This window comes from Stenotrophomonas sp. GL_111, from assembly GCF_057835245.1.
In genome coordinates this window covers 3,441,648-3,461,775 of record NZ_CM174421.1, presented here as the reverse complement: position 1 = coordinate 3,461,775, position 20,128 = coordinate 3,441,648, and the positions used below count along the sequence as shown (strand labels likewise).

Sequence of the window (20,128 nt, the reverse complement as noted above, 5' to 3'; positions counted from 1 at the left end):
GGCGCCAGTTTTGCCCTCGGCCGCCGCCAACGCCTTGATTCTGATCAATCCATGCCGGCCGTTCTGTAACCGTTTACCGTCGGCTGGGCCGGAAACGGGGCCGGTCCGGCCTGCTAGAATGAGGACCCCTTTCCATCGGCGCCGCACCGTCGCGGCTGCAGGAGCTTGTGAACATGGCAATCAAGGTTGGCATCAACGGTTTCGGTCGCATCGGGCGCAACGTACTGCGTTCGGCCGTGCTGAACTTCGGCAATGACATCGAAATCGTCGCCATCAACGATCTGCTGGAGCCGGATTACCTGGCGTACATGCTGAAGTACGACTCCGTGCACGGCCGTTTCAAGGCCGACGTGTCGGTCTCCGGCAACGACCTGCTGGTCAACGGCAAGAAGATCCGCCTGACCCAGGAACGCGACCCGTCCAACCTGAAGTGGGACGAAGTGGGCGTGGACGTGGTGATCGAGTCGACCGGCCTGTTCCTGAGCAAGGACACCGCGCAGAAGCACATCGATGCGGGCGCCAAGAAGGTGATCCTGTCGGCACCGTCCAAGGACGACACCCCGATGTTCGTGTTCGGCGTGAACGACAAGACCTACGCCGGCCAGGCGATCGTGTCCAACGCCTCGTGCACCACCAACTGCCTGGCCCCGCTGGCCAAGGTGATCAATGACAAGTGGGGCATCAAGCGCGGCCTGATGACCACCGTGCATGCGGCCACCGCCACCCAGAAGACCGTCGATGGCCCGTCCAACAAGGACTGGCGCGGTGGTCGTGGCATCCTGGAAAACATCATTCCGTCCTCCACCGGCGCTGCCAAGGCCGTGGGCGTGGTGATTCCGGAGCTGAACAAGAAGCTGACCGGCATGAGCTTCCGCGTGCCGACCTCGGACGTGTCGGTGGTCGACCTGACCGTCGAGCTGGAGAAGGAAGCCACCTACGCCGAGATCTGCGCCGAAGTGAAGGCACAGAGCGAAGGCGCGCTGAAGGGCATTCTGGGCTACACCGAAGACAAGGTCGTGGCGACCGACTTCCGCGGTGAAACCCACACCTCGGTGTTCGACGCCGATGCCGGTATCGCGCTGGACAGCACCTTCGTCAAGCTGGTCGCCTGGTACGACAACGAATGGGGCTATTCCAACAAGTGCCTGGAAATGGTCAAGGTCGTCGCCGCCAAATAAGCGCGCGCCGTCGTTGAGACCCCCACAGACCCCGGCCTTGTGCCGGGGTCTGTCGTTTCCATTAGCATGGCCGCGTGCCCAGGCGCGGCATCACGATGCCAGCGCCCCGGGGCTCCCCTTTGAGGATGGCGTGGAATGGAAGCTCTGATTGTCCTGGCAGTGATCGTGCTGCTGCTCATCCCGGTGTTGCTGGTCGTGGCGCTGGTGATGATCGCCGGGCTGCGCCGACGCGTGTCCACGCTGGAACAGCAGCAGGCGGAGGCGGGCACCATAGGTGCGCCAGCCGCCACGCGCGCCGCACCGTCCCCGCAGTGGGCCGAACGCCCCTATCAGCCGGCGGAGCCGGAGCGGGCACCGGCCCCCAACGTGCCGCTGCCCCAGGCCGCCGCCGCCGCCGCGGCCCCCGCTGTCGCCGAACCGGCCAGCACGCCGCCACCGCTGCCGCCGCGACCAGCCCCGGTGCAACCGTCCGTACCGCCGCCGCCATCGGGCCCGAGCCTGGGCGATCGCGTGCTGGGCACCATCAAACACTGGTTCACCGAAGGCAACGTGCCGGTCAAGATCGGCATGCTGGTGCTGCTCGCCGGTGTGGCCGCGCTGCTCAAGTACGCCAGCGACCAGGGCTGGCTCAATGCGCCGATCGAACTGCGCCTGGCCGCCATCGCGGCGGGGGCATTGGCCGGGCTGGTGTTCGGCTGGCTGCAGCGCGATCGGCGCCGGTTGTTCGCGCTGGCCCTGCAGGGCGGGGCGGTTGGCATCCTGCTGCTGACCATCTTTGCCGCCTTCAAACGCTATGACCTGATCCCCGCCGCGCCCGCCTTCGCGTTGAGCGTGGTGTTGATCGCGGGCATGGGCGTGCTGGCGGTGGTGCAGAACTCGCGCACGTTGGCGGTGCTCGGCATCCTGGCCGGCTTCATGGCGCCGATCTGGTTGTCCACGGGCAGCGGCAACCACGTGGCGCTGTTCTCCTATTACGCGGTGCTCAATGCGGCGATCCTGGCGATTGCCTGGTGGCGGCCGTGGCGGGTGCTGAACCTGCTCGGGTTTGCCTTCACCTTCGGCATCGGCACCGCCTGGGGCGTGCTGCAGTACGACGCCGACAAGTTCGGCAGCACTGAGCCGTTCCTGCTGCTGTTCTTCGCCTTCTACCTGCTGATCCCGATCCTGTACGCGCGCCGCCAGCCGGCGGAGAAGCGCGACCTGGTCGATGGCAGCCTGGTGTTCGGCACCCCGCTGATCGCCTTCTCGCTGCAGGCCGGCATGCTGCATGACGACCGCCTGGCGTTGGCGCTGTGCGCGCTGGCGCTGGCCGCGTTGTACGCCGGGCTGGGCTGGCTGTTGATCCGGCGCGCGCGCTATGCCGCGCTGGGCCAGTCGCATGCGGTGCTGGCGGCGGGCTTTGCGACCCTGGCGGTACCGCTGGCGTTGTCGGCGCGTGCCACCGCCAGCGTGTTCGCGCTGGAAGGGGCCGGGCTGGCCTGGTTGGGGCTGCGCCAGCGCCGCTGGTTGCCGCAGATTGCCGGTGGCCTGCTGCAACTGGGTGCCGCGTTCGGTTTCGTGGTCGGCGCCGATTACTGGCACCTCGATGCCACCGCCATCGCCAACCCGACCTTCATGAGTGGCCTGCTGCTGGCACTGGCCGGGTTCGCCTCGGCCTACAGCTACCGCCGCGCCGGCCATGACACCCCGGCCATCGTCTACTACCTGTGGGGATTGATGTGGTGGCTGGGCGTGGGCTGGCACGAGATCGCGCGCTTCATCGCCCGCACCAGCGAACCCGATGCGCTGCTGGTGCTGGTTGCGGTCACCGCCTGGATCTGCGCCGAAGTGCATCGCCGCATGCCGGCGCGCGCGTTGGTGCTGACCACGCTGGCGATGCTGCTGTCGGCCTTCCCGCTGGCCCTGTGGCAGGCCAGCGCACATGCACAGCCGTTCGCCGGCTATGGCGCAGTGGCCTGGGCGGTGTTTGCGCTGCTGGGCGTGCGCAGCCTGTGGTGCCTGCGCGGTGGCCAGGGCAAGGCGGCGATCGCGGCGCAGTTCATCTGGTGGCTGTTGTGGCCCACGGTGCTGTCGCTGACCGCGTTCTGGCTGGCCGAACACTTCGCGCTGGCCGAAGGCTGGGCCGTCGCCATCGCAGTGCTGCCGTGGTTGCTGGTCACTGCGGTGTCGCTGCAGCGCTGGCGCTGGCTGGCAGTGCCGCTGGGCGAGCGCTTCGATGTGGCACGCCCGGCGTTGCAGTGCGTGTTGTTCGGCGTGCTTGGCCTGGCCTGGCTGAAGACACTGTTCGCGGCCGGCCCGGCGGCGCCGCTGGCCTGGGTGCCGGTGCTCAATCCGCTGGAACTGGCCCAGTTGGCCGTGCTGGCGTTGGCCGCGCGCTGGCTGTGGTCCGGGCAGGCGCCGAAGAACCTGCGCCGGTTGCGTACGCCGCTGCTGGCGATCACCGGCTTCATCGCCCTGACCAGCATCACCCTGCATGCCGTGCATCACTGGGGGGCGGTGGCCTGGAACGACGCGCTGTGGTCCTCGACCCTGGCCCAGACCAGCCTGACCGTGGTCTGGAGCGTGCTCGGCGTGATCAGCTGGGTGTGGGGGTCGCGCCGCGGCCAACGCGTGCTGTGGCTGGTGGGCGCGGTGCTGATGGGCGTGGTGCTGGCCAAGCTGGTACTGATCGACCGCCAACACCTGGGCAACCTGCTCGGGATTTCCTCCTTCATCGCCTACGGCCTGCTGTGCACGGTCGTGGGTTACCTGGCACCGGCACCGCCGAGTGCCGCCGACCCCATTGCGGAGCAGCAGCCTTGACGACCCTGGCCATGAAGACGATGCGCGGCACGCTGGCCGCCCTGGTGTTGGCGCTGACCAGTGCGCCGCTGCTGGCCGCCGACGCACGCCAGGACTATCGCCAGCAATGGCCGCTGCAGTTGGCGCAGCCGCAGGCCGGTGCTTACCGGCTGATGCTGGATGAAGCGATCTACCGCAGCGCGGTGTCGCCGCAGCTGGCCGACGTGCAGGTGTTCAACGCGCAGGGCCAGGCGTTGCCGTCGGCCTTGCTGGCGGCCGATCAGCCGCTGGCGCAGGCGGCGCAGTGGCGTGACCTGCCGTGGTTCCCGCTGCCCGCGCAGGCCGCCGGTGGCAGCGACGACCTGCAGCTGCTGACCGAGCGCAATACCGATGGCAGCGTGCGCCGGGTCGAGGCCCGCCTGGGCCGCAGCGGTGCCAGTGCGCAGCCAGCCGGCTGGCTGGTGGATGCCGCCGCCTTGCGCACCGGCGTGCGCGCGCTGCGGCTGGACTGGAACACCACGACCACGGTGCAGGCGCGGGTGCGGGTGGAGGCCAGCGACGATCTGCGCGACTGGCAGCGGGTGGCCGATGACGTGGCGCTGGTCGACCTGCAACATGATGGCCGTCGCCTGCAGCAGCGCCGTATTGAGATCGGACGCGAGGCGAAGTACTTCCGCATTCTGCCGCTGGGCGCCGACGCGCTGCCGGTGTTGGTGGCGGTGCAGGCCGAACTGATGCCGGCCGCGCAGTCGATCGACTGGCAGTGGCAGTCGCTGCAGGGCACGCCGGGCAAGCCCGGGGAATTCGAGTACGAACTGCAGGGGCGCTTCCCGATTGCCCAGGCCGATATCGCCACCGCCGACAACAGCGTGGTGCAGTGGACCCTGCTCAGCCGTGATGACGCCAACCAGGCCTGGCAGGTACGTGCCGGCCCCTGGGTGGCGTATCAGCTGCAGGACGCCGCGCAACGTCGCCAGTCGCAGACGCAGTCCTTGGTCGTGGCCAGCCGTGACCGCTACTGGAAGCTGATGGCCACCCAGGGCCAGGCCCAGGGCGCGCCGACGCTGAAGCTGGGCTATCAGCCCGAAGCACTGGTATTTCTCAGCCAGGGCGAGCCGCCCTACAGCGTGGCCGCCGGCAGCGTGCGTGCGGCACGCAGTGATGCCCCGGTGGACACGGTGATCGCGCAGCTGCGCGAGCAGCAGGGCGCGCAGTGGCAGCCGGCGCTGGCCCGCGTGCAGGGCCCGGCGCAGGAACTCGGCGGAGACGCCGCGCTGACCGCGCAGCGCGACTGGAAGCAGTGGCTGCTGTGGGGCCTGCTGGTGCTGGGTGTGCTGATTGTCGGCGGCTTCGCGGTGAGCCTGCTGCGCCAGAAGCCGAGCGACGGCTAGGCCCGGGCACCCCCCGACAATTTGCGATGCACCGGCGCAGCCGGGACAATGGGCGCTCGCGTCGTACGCGGCGCCCTTTCCTTTTTCAGCCAAAGAGTTGCCCATGTCCATCGTTCGCATGACCGACCTCGATCTCTCCGGCAAGCGCGTGCTGATCCGCCAGGACCTCAACGTGCCGATCGATGCGGGTCGCATCACCTCCGAACAGCGCATCAGCGCTTCGCTGCCCACGCTGAAGCTGGCGCTGGAAAAGGGTGCGGCAGTGATGGTGATGTCGCACCTGGGGCGGCCGACCGAAGGCGTGTGGAGCGAGGCCGATTCGCTGGCCCCGGTGGCGCTGCGCCTGTCGCAGCTGCTCGGGACCGAAGTGCCGCTGGTGCGCGACTGGGTCGACGGCGTGGACGTTGCGCCGGGCAGCATCGTGCTGCTGGAAAACTGCCGCATGAACGCCGGCGAAGGCAAGGACGATGACGCGCTGGCGAAGAAGTATGCCGCGCTGTGCGATGTGTTCGTGATGGATGCCTTCGGCACCGCACACCGCGCGCAGGCCTCCACCCACGGCGTGATCCGCTTCGCGCCGATCGCTGCCGGTGGCCCGCTGCTGATGGCCGAACTGGACGCGCTGGCCAAGGCCCTGCATGCCCCGGCGCAGCCGCTGCTGGCCATCGTGGCCGGCAGCAAGGTCAGCACCAAGCTGGAACTGCTGGCCAACCTGGTCGGCAAGGTCGACCAGCTGATCGTCGGCGGCGGCATCGCCAATACCTTCATCGCCGCAGCCGGGTACCCGGTCGGCAAGTCGCTGTGCGAGCCGGACCTGCTGGACACCGCGCGCAAGATCGTCGCCGACGCCAAGGCACGCGGTGCCGAGATTCCGCTGCCCACCGACGTGGTGGTGGCCAAGCAGTTCCTGCCCGATGCCGAGGCGACCGTGAAGACGCTGGCCGACGTGGCCGAAGACGACCTGATCCTGGACATCGGCCCGGACACCGCGCAGCACTACGCTGGCCTGATCGCCAAGGCCGGCACCGTGGTCTGGAACGGCCCGGTGGGTGTGTTCGAGTTCGAGGCCTTCAGCCACGGCACCCAGGCCTTGGCGCACGCCATCGCCAGCTCGCCGGCGTTCTCCATCGCTGGTGGCGGTGACACCCTGGCCGCGGTGGACAAGTACGACATCGCCGATCAGATCAGCTACATCTCCACCGGCGGTGGCGCGTTCCTGGAATTCCTGGAAGGCAAGACCCTGCCGGCCGTGGCGGCGCTCGAAGCACGGGGCGCCTGATGACGCAGGATGGGCGGGCGGCGACCATGGGTCGTCACGCCATGGAACAGCGCGATACGCTGTTCTTCGACCTCGATGGCACCCTGATCGATTCGGCGCTGGGCATCACCCAGTGCGTGGCCTATGCGCTCACGCAGATGGGCCGCCCCGTGCCGCCACAGGCCGAACTGCGGCGCTGGATCGGGCCATCGCTGCGCACCAGTTTCGCGCCGCTGTTCGACGATCCGGCCGATGTGGAGCAGGCGGTGGCGCATTACCGCGAGCGCTTCGAGGTCAGCGGCTGGCATGAGCATGAGGTCTACCCGCACATCGGCGACGTGGTGCGGGCGCTGCATGCGCGCGGCCACCGCCTGGCGATCGTCACCGCCAAGAACGAGCCGCATGCCCGCCGGATCATCCAGCACCTGCCGTTCGGGGACTGCTTCGAAGACGTGATCGGGGCCACCCTCGATGGCAGCCGCAGCGAGAAGCCGCAGCTGGTTGCCGAGGCGCTGCAGCGGCTGTCGTTGATGCCCGCGCAGTGCTGGATGATCGGTGACCGGCGCATGGATATCGCCGGCGCACGCCATCACAACATGCGCAATATCGGCGTGTTGTGGGGCTTTGGTGGCGCTGAAGAGTTGCAGGAAGCGGGTGCACAGCATCTGGCAGCGACGCCGGATGCACTGCTTTCGTTGATCGATTGAGGGCCGCGGCGGCGTCCCGTACGCCGCCGCATGTCCTGCGCAAAGCCAACCGGGTCGGGGCTTACCGGCTTCTGTGCGTCAACCGATGTCCGCGCGGCGGTCCGCCGCTGTCTGCAGGACATCGTACAAACCCAGCTGCCGCAAGGCTGTAAACGTATTCATGGGACGTGAAGGGTGTGCTAATTTCGATCCTTTCCCGGGAGCCCATTTACCATGATTGAGCGTCAGCGCCGCACCAAGATCCTCGCCACCCTCGGACCGGCGACCGACCCGCCGGGCGTGCTGGAGGATCTGTTCCGCGCCGGCGTGAACGTGGTCCGCCTCAACTTCAGCCACGGCGATCCGTCCGGCCAGGCCAAGCGCGCCGCCGATGTGCGTGCCGCCGCGCAGCGCGTGGGCGTGGAAGTGGGCATCCTGGCCGATCTGCCGGGCCCGAAGATCCGCATCGAGCGTTTCACCGAAGGCAAGATCAAGCTCAAGGCGGGTGACCGCTTCGATCTGGTCGCCTCGGCCAACCCGCCGCCGGGTGACACCACCCAGGTCGGCGTGAGCTACCTGGGCCTGCCGCAGGATGTGGTGGCCGGCGACGTGCTGTTGCTCGACGACGGCCTGATGCAGCTGCAGGTCGTGGAAGTGGCCGGCGAGCGCATCATCAACACCGTGCTCAACGATGGCGTGCTGTCCGACCGCAAGGGCCTGAACAAGCAGGGCGGTGGCCTGTCGCTGGGCGCGCTGACCGAGCGTGACAAAGAGCTGATCGGCATCGTGGCCAAGATCGGCGTGGACTTCATCGCCGTCTCGTTCTGCCGCAACGCGCAGGACATGAACGATGCCCGCGCGATCGCCGAATCGCACGGCTGCTATGCCGCGCTGGTATCCAAGATCGAACGCACCGAAGCCATCGAAAACCTGGAAGAAATCGTCGACGCCAGCGATGTGGTGATGGTGGCGCGTGGCGATCTGGGCGTGGAAATCGGCGATGCCGAACTGCCGGGCCTGCAGAAGAAGATCATCAAGGCCTCGCTGGCGCAGAACAAGGTGGTGATCACCGCCACCCAGATGCTGCAGTCGATGGTGGAAAGCCCGATCCCGACCCGTGCCGAAGTGCTGGACGTGGCCAACTCGGTCATCGACGGTACCGATGCGGTGATGTTGTCGGCCGAAACCGCCGCCGGCATGTACCCGGTCAAAGCGGTCGAAGCGATGGCGCGCATCTGCCTGGGCGCCGAACGCCAGTTCCAGACCGAGACCGACTTCGGCGCTTCGCCGCGCAACCTGGAGCGTGCCGACCAGGCCATCGCCATGGCCACCATGTTTCTGTCCCAGCACGTAGGCGTGCGCGCGATCGTGGCGATGACCGAATCCGGCGGCACCGCGCGCTACCTGTCGCGTTTCCGTGCCTCGGCCCCGGTGTTCGCGGTGACCCGCCATGACGGCGCACGCCGGCAGATGGCGCTGATGCGCGATGTGTTCCCGATCAACTTCGACAGCCGCGGTTTCACCCCGCGTGAAGCCGCCCGCGGCAGCATCCGCCTGCTGGTGGAAGCCAACCAGCTGCAGGCCGGCGACCGCGTGGTGTTCACCAGCGGCGAGCACATGGAAACCCATGGCGCCACCAACACCCTGCGCCTGCTGGAAGTGGGTGACGACGGCCGCGCCAGCGGTCTGGGCGACCTCTAAGCGGAGTGCCGGGCCACGCCCGGCAGTGCAGAACACGGCGGCGCGGCGGAAACGTCGCGCCGTCATGCGTTGGCCATCTGAAAGCGTTTCCAGATTCCGTGGACGGTCAGTTCACGGGGGGCGGGGGCTATAATTACGGTTTTCCCGCACCCGCCACAGGAAATACATGAGCATCGAACAGCTGGCCGAAACCGCCCAGGCCATGGTCGCCCCGGGCAAGGGCATCATCGCGATCGACGAATCCACCGGCACCATTGGCAAGCGCTTCGCCAGCGTGGGCCTGGAGAACACCGAGGAAAACCGTCGCGCCTACCGCGAAATGCTGCTGACCACCCCGAAGCTGAACGAGCACATCTCCGGCGCGATCCTCTACGACGAAACCATTCGTCAGTCGACCAAGGACGGCGTGCCGTTCGCCAAGTACATGGCTGCCCAGGGCATCATTCCGGGCATCAAGGTCGACAAGGGCGCCCACGCGCTGGCCGGCTGCCCGGGCGAGATGGTCACCGAAGGCCTGGACGGCCTGCGTGAGCGTCTGCAGGAGTACTACAAGCTGGGTGCGCGCTTTGCCAAGTGGCGTGCGGTGATCAACATCGGCGAGAGCATTCCGTCGGGCACCTGCATCGAGTCCAATGCCCACGCGCTGGCCCGTTACGCCGCGCTGTGCCAGGAATGCGGCCTGGTGCCGATGGTCGAGCCGGAAGTGATCATGGACGGCGACCACGACATTGAAACCTGCTACGAAGTCACCGAAGCCACGCTGCGTTCGCTGTTCGACGCGTTGTACCAGCAGAACGTGTTGCTGGAAGGCACCATCCTGAAGGCCTCGATGGTCATCTCCGGCAAGGGCTGCGAAGAGCAGGCCGACGTCGAGGAAGTGGCCGAGTCGACCGTGATGTGCCTCAAGAGCACCGTGCCGGCGATCCTGCCGGGCGTGGTGTTCCTGTCCGGCGGCCAGACCGACGAACAGTCCACCGCACACCTGGATGCCATGAACCAGATGGGCAACCTGCCGTGGCCGCTGAGCTTCTCCTACGGCCGCGCCATGCAGCAGGCCGCGCTGAAGCTGTGGGCCAAGGACATCAAGGGCAACGTGGCCAAGGCGCAGCAGACGGTCTACGACCGCGCCAAGGAAAACGGCCTGGCAGCACAGGGCAAGTGGAACGGCTGATGCCTGGCTGACCACGCAGCAAAAAAACGCCGGCCCTGTGCCGGCGTTTTTCTTTTTCAGGGGCTTACTTCTTCTCTTCCCACTGCACCACGTCCGGCTCGGCCGCACGAATGCCCGCAGTGGAGAGCAGGCGCGCGGTGGCATCCAGCGCGGCATTCACCGACGGATACTCCACGATGGCCCGGCCGGACGGCTTGGACAGCTTCACCAGGGTGCCGCCGGTGGCCTTGGCCGCGCGCTGTGCGGCGGTGGCATCGGTGAAGAACACCGTCACCCGCGAGGTGGCCACCACCGGTGCGCCATCGGTGGACACCGCCGCGGCGAACTTGCCGGCGCCGGCATCCGCGCCGCCGGCGTCGCTGCCATCCAGCGAACGCTTGACCCGCGCACCGGTGGATGCCGCCGCTGCGGGCGCGATCTTGAACTGACCGCTGCCCACCGCCTGCACGCTGGCCGAGGGCGCCAGCTGGAAGCGGGTGCCGCCCACATCGAACGAACGGCCGGTGGCGGCCTGCTTGAGTTGCTGCGCATCCACGTTCGACAGGCTCCTGGCGGGCGGCGTCTGGCCGCTGTCCTGCGCCCAGCATGGGAAGGCCATCGCGGCCAGGGCGAGGGTACTCAACAGAATGGTCGTCTTCATTATTAGTGCCCCAGGGTTCGGATCTTGAAGAATTCAAGGCTGCCGCGCGACGCTGCACTCGCGGCCTGCCCCATGTCGGTCACTTCCAGTGTCCAGGTGCCGGTACCGGCTTCATCCAGGAAGGCGTTGCTGGACAGCAGGTCCCAGTTGGTGAAGTTGTTCTGGATCGCGACCGAACCGGCGCTCAGGCCCGAACCGATGGCGGTGAACGCCGGTTGCACCACGCTGCGCGTGCCCGCAGGCGAAACCAGCACGAACTGCAGTTGGCGGGTATTGCTGTGGTTGACCCGGAAGCCCAGCTGCACCGATTCCAGCGCTCCGGCCGCACCTGCCAGCGGAATGGTCAAACGTGCTGCCGCTGCGGAGGTATTGCCGATCGCCACCCGGCGCGTGGTGGTACGCCAGCCACTGTCCACCAGGGCACCCAGCGACTGGAAGGTTTCGGCCACCTGCACCGCACGTGCGGCATTGACCACGCCGAAGCCGTACCAGTTGCTGTACGCGCGCCCGGCGGCGTTCACCGTCCAGCCAGGCACCAGCGTGCGCCCGTCGGTGAGTGTCACTGCCGGCTGGTTGGCATGGGTGCGGGTGGCGGTGGTGGCCAGGATGTATTTCACGTCGCGGTAGCCCAGCCGCGGGTTGGCTTCCAGGATCAGCGCGGCCACGCCGGACACCATCGGCGCCGAGGCCGAGGTGCCATTCATCTTGGCGGTGTAGTTGCAGCTGCTGTCGATGCTGGAGAGGTTGCTGTCCAACGTGTTCTGCCGGCTGGTGTTTTTGTTGCTGCCCTGCACGCAGCCGGTGACATCGGTGGTGATGATGGCCGGGTCGTAGGCGCGGGCCACCAGGTTCGGTGCGAACTGGCGCTGCAGGCCGTACTCGCCACCGAAAGCCGAAACCCACAGCGCCGAGCCGGTGGAGGAGTACGACGAGCGCACGCCATCGGCACGTACCGCCGCCACGGTGATCACGTTGAACAGGTTGTTGCGCGGGTCGCGCCCGGCCGGCACGCAGCCGGTGTTGCGGTTCTTGGTATCGGCGGTGCAGATGTCCTGGGTCTGGCTGATCGAACCGTTGTTGAAGCTATTGCCGGCCGACTTCACGTAGATGCCACCGCGGCCACCGCGCGTACCGGACATCGCCTGCTCGTAGGCGCTGACGTTGTTCTGGCTGAAGGCCAGTGGCAGGTTCGGATTGCCCGGGCCCGCGCCCCAGCTGTTGTTGAACACCTGTACGTCGGCCGATTCCGCGCCGTCCCACCACGAATATTCGATGTTGCTGAGCTGGCTGCCCTGCGCATCGGAGGCCAGCACGTTGAAGCCTTTCAGCGTGGCCGCCGGGGCCACGCCGCGCACGCCGACATTGTTCGCCCCGACCGCACCGGCGATACCGCCGACCATCGTGCCGTGGTTGTCCGCGTTCGGATTGGAGGGGGAGGGATCGTTGGACTGGTTGGCGAAGTTCTTGCCCGCTACCGCCGCGACATTGGCGGCCAGGTCCGGATGGGCGATCTGCAGGCCGTCATCGACGATGCCGATGGTCACGCCCTGGCCGCGGATGCCATTGCGGAACAGGCCATCGACATTGAGATCGTTGCCGGCCAACGGCAGCGTATCGGCCGGTACGGTCTGGCCGGTGTTGAGCAGGTGCCACTGCAGTCCTGCGAGCGGGTCGGCCTGCTGGGCCTGGGCGGTTGCGGCGAGGCTGCCCAGCACCCATGCGGTGGCCAGGGCCAACTGCAGGGGGCGCGGGAGCGCGCGGTGATGCATGTGTCGCTTCATACACGAATCCTTCTGTTGTGAATCGGCAGGTGCAGGACGGCGGGCACGGTGCCCCTCCGCAACAGGCCAAACGCGACACAACGAAGAACCCCCTACCTCCCCCGGGTACCAATGTCTGAAAGTGTCGATTGCGTCACAACTGGATATGTTTCGTGGCAATAACGACTGTGGTTGTCGGCATATGCCGACACGATGCGACGGCATCGCCTATCGTTTGCGACTCTGTGATCCAACGCACCTGAAAGGATTCGACGACGATGCGTCCGCGCCTACTGCTGTTGCTCTCACTCCTGTTGCTGCTGGCTTGCCAGGCCACGGCGGCATCGCCGCGCGGCTTCGATGTGCTGCATTACGCAGTGGCGCTGGAACCGGACATTCCCGCGCGGCAGGTGCAGGGGCAGCAGCGCATCACCTTCAAGGCCGTGCAGGCGGGATTGCCATCGATTGCGCTGGAGAGCGGCGCGCTGAAGGTGTCTTCGGTGCAGCAGGCCGGCCGTGCGTTGCTGTTTGAACAGCGCGACGGTCAACTGCATATCCATTTGCCCACTCCGATGCGCGAAGGCCGTACGGCCACGCTGGAGATCACCTATCAAGGGGCGCCCAGCTTCGGGCTGGAATTCGCGCCCGAGCGCGACGAGGTCTACACGATTTTCTCCACCAGCCAGTGGATGCCCTCGGTGGATGCCCCCGATGAGCGCGCGACGCTGGACATGGCGGTGACGTTGCCGGCGGGCCTGCGGGCAACCGGGACCGGTCGCGCCCTGCCGACGCGCACGCTGGCCGATGGCCGCATCGAGCATCGCTGGCGGCTGGAGACGCCGATGCCCGCCTACGTCTACGGTTTCGCCGCCGGCCGCTATCAGCAGGCGACGCAACAGCACGGCAAGGTCGCGCTTCGCTTCCTGTCAGTGGCGCGTTCGCCAGCCCAGCTGCAGACGCTGTTCGCCCACACCGGCGACATGCTGGACTTCTTCGCCGCGCGCGCCGGCCTGCCGTATCGCGGTGACTACGCGCAGGCTCTGGTAGCGCGCACGATCGGGCAGGAACTGGCGGGTGTTTCACTGCTGTCCGAGGACTACGGACAAAGCGTGCTCGACGACCCGAGCCAGACCGCGCTGATGGCGCACGAGGCGGCGCACCAGTGGTGGGGTAACCGGGTGACCTGTGCCGGTTGGGAGCACTTCTGGCTCAACGAGGGCATGGCCAACTTCATGACCGCCGCCTACCTGCAGCAGGCGCAGGGCGAAGCGGCCTACCAGGCCCAGGTGCAGCGCTGGCGTACGCGGCTGGATGCGTTGCGTGCCAAGGGCGCCGACCGCGCGCTGGTGTATTCGGACTGGACCGCGCCCTCGGCCGATGATCGCGCCGTGGTCTATCAGAAGGGGGCGTATGTGCTGCATCTGCTGCGCCAGGAACTGGGGGAGGCGGTGTTCTGGCGTGGGCTGCGGGAGTACACGCGCGCCCATGACGGGAAATCGGTGGTCACCGATGATTTCCAGCGTGCCATGGAGCATGCCGCCGGGCGTTCGTTGCAGGGTTTCTTCCAGGGCTGGGTTTACGGCACCGCGGACGCCGCCCCCATCGAGGCGACGCCGGCAGGTTGAATCAGAGCGCCGCGGCTGGTGGCAGGTCCAGCGCCAGGCTGGGCAAGGTCGCCGCCGGGGTGTGTTCCATCGGTTGACCCAATGCCGCCAGCGCCGACTGGTACGCCTTGAACGTCGCTGCGTTGTAGGCCACCAGAATGATCCGTCGCGGCTGCCGGTGCGAGCGCTGCCAGACCAGGGTCTCGGTGGCGGCGATGTGCGCGGCCTGGTGCAGCGGGTAGCCGAACACGCCGCAGCTGATCGCCGGGAATGCGATGGATTCCAGCTCCAGCTTTTCTGCCAGTTGCAGTGATTTCCAATAGCAGTTGGCCAGCAGTGCCGGCTCGTCGCGCTGGCCGTCCTGCCAGACCGGGCCGACCGTATGGAACACATGCCGCGCCGGCAGGTCGTAGGCGGCGGTGGCGCGGACTTCGCCGGTCGGGCAGCGCATGCCCGGGCGGATCTGCGGCAGGGCCTCGCATTCGGCGAGCAGGCGCGGGCCGGCCGCCCGATGGATGGCGCCGTCGACGCCGCCCCCGCCGAGCAGGGATTCGTTGGCCGCATTGACGATCGCATCCACCGCCAGGGTCGTGATGTCGCCCTGCCACACTTCGATCTTCATGCGTGCCACTCCTTCTTGATCCGGGTCCATACAACGGATGACGCTGCTGCCTCGCACCGTAGCGCGGGCGACATCCAGACTGCGTCATCATCGTCTCAGGCAGTGCGACCCGGTGAGCACTGCCCGACATTTCACACGATGCCGGGCGCTGGCTTCATGGGAGATGAAAACGACAACGCCCACCGGGTCGGGTGGGCGTCGTGTTCAGCCAGTACAACGAGGCGATCAGGGCAGACCGGCCAACCAGTCGTCGTCGGAGCCTTCGTTGATGTCCGCAAACAGCGGGGTGGAGAAGTAACGCTCACCGGTGTCCGGCAGCATGGCCAGGATCACGCTGCCCGCTTCGGCGCGCGCGGCGATGTCCAGCGCACTGGCCACGGTGGCCCCGGCGGAGATGCCGACGAAGATCCCTTCCTCGGCTGCCAGCCGCCGTGAGGTCTCGATCGCGCGGGCATCATCGATAGTGAGCAGCTCATCGTAGACGCCGCGGTTGAGCACTTCCGGCACGAAATCCGGGGTCCAGCCCTGGATCTTGTGCGGCTTCCACTCCTCACCCTTGAGCAGGGCGGCGCCAGCCGGTTCGGTGGCCACGATACGGGTTTCCGGGCGGGCCACCTTGAGCACCTCGCCGACCCCGGTCAGGGTCCCGCCGGTGCCCCAGCCGGTGACGAAGTAGTCCAGCCGCTTGCCGGCGAAATCGCGCAGGATCTCCGGTGCGGTGGTGTTGCGGTGGTAGGCCGGGTTGGCCGGGTTGGCGAACTGGCTGGCCAGGAACCAGCCGTGTTCCTCGGCCAGCTCCCGGGCCCGGCGGACCATGCCCGACCCGCGCTCGGCGGCCGGGGTCAGGATCACCTTCGCGCCATAGGCGCGCATGAGCTTGCGGCGCTCGATGGAGAAGGTCTCGACCATGGTGGCCACGAACTTGTAGCCACGTGCCGCGGCCACCATCGCCAGCGCCACCCCGGTATTGCCCGACGTGGCCTCCACGATGGTGTCGCCGGGCTTGAGCGCGCCACGCGCCTCGGCATCGAGGATGATCGCCAGAGCCAGACGGTCCTTGACCGAGCCACCAGGATTGAAGGACTCGACCTTGGCGTAGACGGTGACGTCGTGCGGGGCAAGGCGGTTCAGGCGGACCACCGGGGTGTTGCCGATGGTGTCCAGGATCGAGTTGTACAAGGCCATGGGATGCTCCGGGGGAGTGCGGTCACCGCGACCGGCGCGGCAGGGGACAGGGTAGGCCGGCTGACCGTAGCCCCGGCATATGCGCCCGGGAAATGACCTGATACCCTTCATAAACAACATTTGGTTATAAGCTGGTGACGGCAATTGCCCTACAGTCGGATTGCCCTCCCTCCGCCTGCCGTGCCACACGCCCATGACGCTGACCCAACTCCGTTATCTGGTGGCCATCGCCGACGCCGAGCTCAACATCACGTTGGCCGCCTCGCGTGTGCACGCCACCCAACCCGGCCTGTCCAAGCAGCTCAAGCAGCTGGAAGATGAACTGGGTTTCCTGCTGTTCGTGCGCAAGGGCCGCAGCCTGGAAGCGGTGACCCCGGCCGGGGTGGAAGTGATCGGCCGCGCCCGCGCAGTGCTGTCCGAAGCCAACAACATCCGCACCTATGCGGCCAACCAGCGCCGTGAAAGCCAAGGCCAGCTGATTCTCACCACCACCCATACCCAGGCGCGCTTCGTGCTGCCGCCGGCGGTGGCGCGGATCAAGCAGGCCTACCCGCAGGTCAGCGTGCACCTGCAGCAGGCTGCCGAAAGCGATGCGCTGGACCTGCTCAGCCAGGGCGACGCGGATATCGCGATCATCTCCACCGCCGGGGCCGAACCCAGTGCCGGCATCGCCATCCCGCTGTACCGTTGGCGGCGGCTGGTGCTGGTGCCGCGCGGGCATGTGCTGGACCGCCCCGGCCCGGCCCCGGACCTGCAGGCGCTGGCGACCCAGCCGCTGATCAGCTACGAATCCTCCACCCGCGGCACGTCCTCGCTGCAACGGGCCTTCGCCAGCGCCGGGCTGACCCCGGACATCGCACTGACCGCGCTGGACGCGGACCTGATCAAGACCTATGTGCGCACCGGCCTGGGCGTGGGCCTGCTGGCGGAAATGGCGGTCAACGCCAGCGATGAAGACCTGCGCGCGTGGCCGGCACCGGCGCCGATCGATGAGTGCATCGCCTGGGCGGTGCTGCCGCGTGACCGGGTGCTGCGCGACTACGCACTGGAACTGGTGCATGTGCTGGCCCCGCAGATCGATACGCGCGACCTGCGCCGGGTGATCGACGGCAACCAGGAGGCCAACTGGCCGCTGCCGCCGACCTGGGAATCGCTGACGCAGACCATCACCGTCTAAAGACGGTTAAGGCTGCTCGCGCATTCTCCCTCTACCCCGCGCCGTTGGCGCGCCCCCTTCAACAGAAGGGGGCTTTTCTCCAGATGGCTTGAGGGGTTCGGTAAGGCTTCGAGAGGGCCGCTGCGACGGTTGGTCGCAGGGCGTCAGGCCGCCCGGCCGACGGTCGGGCGCTACCATGCCCGGGTGAATGTCCGCCGTCGCCCGTATGCCGTCCTGCTGCAGCTCGCCTTCGTGGCGACGCTGCTGATGGCGCTGGCGCCACTGGTCAGCCGCTGGCAACAGGCGCATGCCGCAGCGCCGGTGATGGTGATGCCCACGGGCATGGTCCACGCGATGCCGCCAGCCGCCGCGTCGCCCGGGCATGCGCACCACGCTATGCCGATGGCTGACACATCGCGGCATGACCTGCACACGCATGCGCCTTCCGCCTCGCCACCGATGGACGAACACGCCGGGCATGGCGAGGCCTGCGAGTACTGCCTGATGGCCTCGCGGTTGATGCCGTGGCTGGCGGTTTTGATCCTGCTGTTGCCGGCGTTGCCGGTGATCGCGCCGCGCGTGCTGCGCGCCGTGACCACGCCGCGCAGCCTGCACTGGCCCGCCCATGGTGCCCGCGGCCCGCCGTTGAACGCCTGATTCGACGCATCTTCCTTTCCTGCTGCGCGACGCCGTGATGGCGGCGCGCGCCTGTGCGTTTTCTGGAGTTCCACATGATGGTTTCTTCCCGCTGTACGGGCGCAATGACGCGCCTGTCGGTTTCCCTTTCCCTGGCGTTGCTGACGCTCCCGCTGCACGCCGCCGAGCGTGACGACGCACGCACGCTCGATACCCTGGTGGTCACCGCCACCGCCCCCTCCTCGCCGCTGCACTGGGTCACCGACCCACGCCTGCCACGCCAGCCGGTACCGGCCAGCGATGGCGCCGACTACCTCAAGACCGTTCCAGGTTTCGCGGCGATCCGCAACGGCGGCACCAACGGCGACCCGGTGCTGCGCGGCATGTTCGGTTCGCGGCTGAACATCGTCAGCAACGAAGGCAACCTGATCGGCGCCTGCCCGTCGCGGATGGACAACCCGCTGTCCTACATCGCCCCGGAGACCTTCGATCGCCTGACCATCATCAAGGGCCCGCAGAGCGTGCGCTGGGGTGCCGGTGCCTCGGCCGGCACCGTGCGTTTCGAGCGCGATACGCCGCGCTTCGATGCGCCCGGCGTGGACATCAACGCCAGCGCGCTGGTCGGCTCGCGCAACCGCAACGACCAGGTGCTCGACCTCACCGCCGGTGCTGCGCAGGGCTATGTGCGGGTCAACGGCAACCGCTCCGAAGCGGACGACTACAAGGACGGCAACGGCGACGTGGTGCCATCCAAGTGGCGCAAGTGGAACAGCGACGTGGCGGTGGGCTGGACGCCCGATGCCGATACCGTGCTGGAGCTGTCGGCCGGGACCGGCGATGCGATCGCCCGCTACGCCGGTCGCGGCATGGATGGCGCCGCGTTCAAGCGCACCAGCTACGCCGCGCGTTTCGAGAAGGACAACCTGCCCGGGGCCTGGGACAAGCTGCTGGCCAACGTCTACTACAACGACGCCGACCATCTGATGGACAACTACACCCTGCGCACACCCAACCCGCACAGCGCCATGCCGATGCCGATGGCGGCCAATGTGGATCGCCGCACCACCGGCGGCCGCATCGCCTCGGAATGGCGCTGGCAGCAGATCGCCATCGTCGCCGGCATGGATGCGCAGGACAGCCGCCATCGCAGCCGCAGCGGCATGGGCCGCAACACCTATCGGCAGCAGCCCTGGCAGACCGACGCACGGCTGGAGAACCTCGGCGCGTTCACCGAGATCACCCTGGGCGAAGGCAGCGCCCAGCGCTGGGTCGGTGGCCTGCGCATCGACCGCGCCACGGCCCGCGACGAACGCGCGACCACCGGCATGATGGGCATGCCCAATCCGACCTTCGGCACGCAGCGCCGCGAACAGCTCGGCAGCGGCTTCGTGCGTTTCGAGCGCGATATCGCGCCCGCGCTGACGTGGTATGCCGGTATCGGCCACAGCGAGCGCATGCCCGACTACTGGGAACTGTTCTCCGCCGACCGTGGCCCGATGGGGACGGTGAACGCCTTCAGTGGCGTGCAGCCCGAACGCACCACCCAGCTCGACCTGGGCCTGCAGTACCGCACCGACCGCCTCAATGCCTGGGTGTCGGCCTACGCCGGGCGCCTCCAGGACTACATCCTGTTCACCTATCACGACGGCGGCATGATGGGCAGCATGACCGCAGCCAGCAACGTCGATGCGCGCATCGCCGGTGCCGAAGCCGGGGCCGAGCTGCAGCTGGGTGAGCGGTGGAAGCTGGGCAGCACGCTGGCCTACGCATGGGGTGAAAACCGCAGCGATGGAGGCGCGTTGCCGCAGATGCCACCGTTGGAAGCCCGCCTCAGCGCCAACTGGGACGGCGCGCGCTGGGGCATGGGCGCGCTGGCACGGGTGGTCGCGCAGCAGCACCGCATCGCCGATGGCCAGGGCAACGTGGTCGCCCGTGACCTCGGTCCGAGTGCTGGCTTTGCCACGCTGGCGCTCAACGCCCGCTACCGGATCAGCGAGGCCCTGCAGCTCAGCGCCGGCATCGACAACCTGTTCGACCGCGCCTACAGCGAACACCTCAACCTGGCCGGCAGCGCCGACTTCGGCTTCCCGGCCGATCCGGTGCGCATCAATGAGCCGGGAAGGACGGCGTGGATGAAGGTGAACTACCGCTATTGAGCGGGATCCATCGCCTGTATACAGCGGGTACCGGCCAGGGGTCGGTACCCGTTTCGGACACGCACTGATACACAGCGACACACGCCGCACCCCTCCAGCACGAAAGGGGTTGCGTACGTCACCCGGCGCCGGTAAACGCTTGGCACATATGCCCGGGCGGCAGCGGCCGATACACTCCCCGGTCGTGGAATCGAAGGGGTTGT

Annotated in this window: 15 protein-coding genes; 11 read left to right on the top strand and 4 right to left on the bottom strand. The window is 67.7% G+C overall.

Annotation, left to right across the window (positions count from 1 at the left end; all coding sequences use genetic code 11):
- Window positions 1-173: 173 nt before the first annotated feature.
- The 7 genes from gap to AC3IPM_RS15350 all read left to right on the top strand — a co-directional run bounded on the left by gap (window position 174) and on the right by AC3IPM_RS15350 (window position 10,166).
- Window positions 174-1,178, top strand: coding sequence for a type I glyceraldehyde-3-phosphate dehydrogenase (gap, locus tag AC3IPM_RS15380; RefSeq protein ID WP_489300880.1), 1,005 nt, complete (start codon window positions 174-176; stop codon window positions 1,176-1,178).
- A gap of 135 nt (window positions 1,179-1,313) precedes the next feature.
- Window positions 1,314-3,980 carry a DUF2339 domain-containing protein gene (locus AC3IPM_RS15375; protein WP_489300878.1) on the top strand — a complete coding sequence of 889 codons (2,667 nt, stop codon included), beginning with the start codon at window positions 1,314-1,316 and terminating at the stop codon, window positions 3,978-3,980.
- 11 nt (window positions 3,981-3,991) lie between these two features.
- Window positions 3,992-5,350 (top strand): DUF3999 domain-containing protein, encoded by a 1,359-nt coding sequence (locus AC3IPM_RS15370; protein WP_489300877.1) that lies wholly within the window; start codon window positions 3,992-3,994, stop codon window positions 5,348-5,350.
- A 103-nt stretch (window positions 5,351-5,453) separates the two neighbouring features.
- On the top strand, window positions 5,454-6,629 hold the full coding sequence (locus tag AC3IPM_RS15365) for a phosphoglycerate kinase (protein ID WP_489300876.1): 1,176 nt from the start codon (window positions 5,454-5,456) through the stop codon (window positions 6,627-6,629).
- A 26-nt stretch (window positions 6,630-6,655) separates the two neighbouring features.
- The gene (locus tag AC3IPM_RS15360) at window positions 6,656-7,315 is read left to right on the top strand and encodes an HAD hydrolase-like protein (RefSeq protein WP_489300875.1); all 660 of its coding nucleotides are present in this window, start codon (window positions 6,656-6,658) and stop codon (window positions 7,313-7,315) included.
- A 213-nt stretch (window positions 7,316-7,528) separates the two neighbouring features.
- On the top strand, window positions 7,529-8,995 hold the full coding sequence (gene pyk, locus AC3IPM_RS15355) for a pyruvate kinase (RefSeq protein ID WP_489300874.1): 1,467 nt from the start codon (window positions 7,529-7,531) through the stop codon (window positions 8,993-8,995).
- A gap of 166 nt (window positions 8,996-9,161) precedes the next feature.
- Window positions 9,162-10,166, top strand: a complete 1,005-nt coding sequence (locus tag AC3IPM_RS15350; protein ID WP_489300872.1) for a class I fructose-bisphosphate aldolase — start codon at window positions 9,162-9,164, stop codon at window positions 10,164-10,166.
- Between the two features lie 64 nt (window positions 10,167-10,230).
- Here the strand turns inward: AC3IPM_RS15350 and AC3IPM_RS15345 are convergent, their stop codons facing one another.
- Together AC3IPM_RS15345 and AC3IPM_RS15340 are read right to left on the bottom strand one after the other, a co-directional pair.
- Window positions 10,231-10,809, bottom strand: coding sequence for a DNA breaking-rejoining protein (locus AC3IPM_RS15345; protein WP_489304174.1), 579 nt, complete (start codon window positions 10,807-10,809; stop codon window positions 10,231-10,233).
- Window positions 10,809-12,587, bottom strand: a complete 1,779-nt coding sequence (locus AC3IPM_RS15340) for a S8 family serine peptidase (protein ID WP_489300871.1) — start codon at window positions 12,585-12,587, stop codon at window positions 10,809-10,811. The genes AC3IPM_RS15345 and AC3IPM_RS15340 overlap by 1 nt, the downstream gene beginning before the upstream one ends.
- A 257-nt stretch (window positions 12,588-12,844) precedes the next feature.
- On the opposite strand from AC3IPM_RS15340, the gene AC3IPM_RS15335 reads away from it, so the two are divergent.
- Window positions 12,845-14,191, top strand: a complete 1,347-nt coding sequence (locus AC3IPM_RS15335) for a M1 family metallopeptidase (protein WP_489300870.1) — start codon at window positions 12,845-12,847, stop codon at window positions 14,189-14,191.
- A gap of 1 nt (window position 14,192) precedes the next feature.
- Here AC3IPM_RS15335 and AC3IPM_RS15330 read toward each other — a convergent pair whose 3' ends face one another.
- A complete protein-coding gene (locus AC3IPM_RS15330; protein ID WP_489300869.1) occupies window positions 14,193-14,792 on the bottom strand; it encodes an O-acetyl-ADP-ribose deacetylase in 600 nt (199 codons plus the stop codon).
- 225 nt (window positions 14,793-15,017) lie between these two features.
- Window positions 15,018-15,977, bottom strand: a complete 960-nt coding sequence (cysK, locus tag AC3IPM_RS15325) for a cysteine synthase A (RefSeq protein WP_489300868.1) — start codon at window positions 15,975-15,977, stop codon at window positions 15,018-15,020.
- A gap of 193 nt (window positions 15,978-16,170) precedes the next feature.
- On the opposite strand from cysK, the gene AC3IPM_RS15320 reads away from it, so the two are divergent.
- The 3 genes from AC3IPM_RS15320 to AC3IPM_RS15310 all read left to right on the top strand — a co-directional run bounded on the left by AC3IPM_RS15320 (window position 16,171) and on the right by AC3IPM_RS15310 (window position 19,925).
- Window positions 16,171-17,154 carry a LysR family transcriptional regulator gene (locus AC3IPM_RS15320; RefSeq protein WP_489300866.1) on the top strand — a complete coding sequence of 328 codons (984 nt, stop codon included), beginning with the start codon at window positions 16,171-16,173 and terminating at the stop codon, window positions 17,152-17,154.
- Window positions 17,155-17,337: 183 nt separating this feature from the next.
- Window positions 17,338-17,790, top strand: a complete 453-nt coding sequence (locus AC3IPM_RS15315) for a DUF2946 family protein (protein ID WP_489300865.1) — start codon at window positions 17,338-17,340, stop codon at window positions 17,788-17,790.
- Between the two features lie 74 nt (window positions 17,791-17,864).
- Window positions 17,865-19,925: a TonB-dependent copper receptor gene (locus AC3IPM_RS15310; RefSeq protein ID WP_489300863.1), complete on the top strand. Its 2,061-nt coding sequence runs from the start codon at window positions 17,865-17,867 to the stop codon at window positions 19,923-19,925.
- Window positions 19,926-20,128 lie beyond the last annotated feature (203 nt).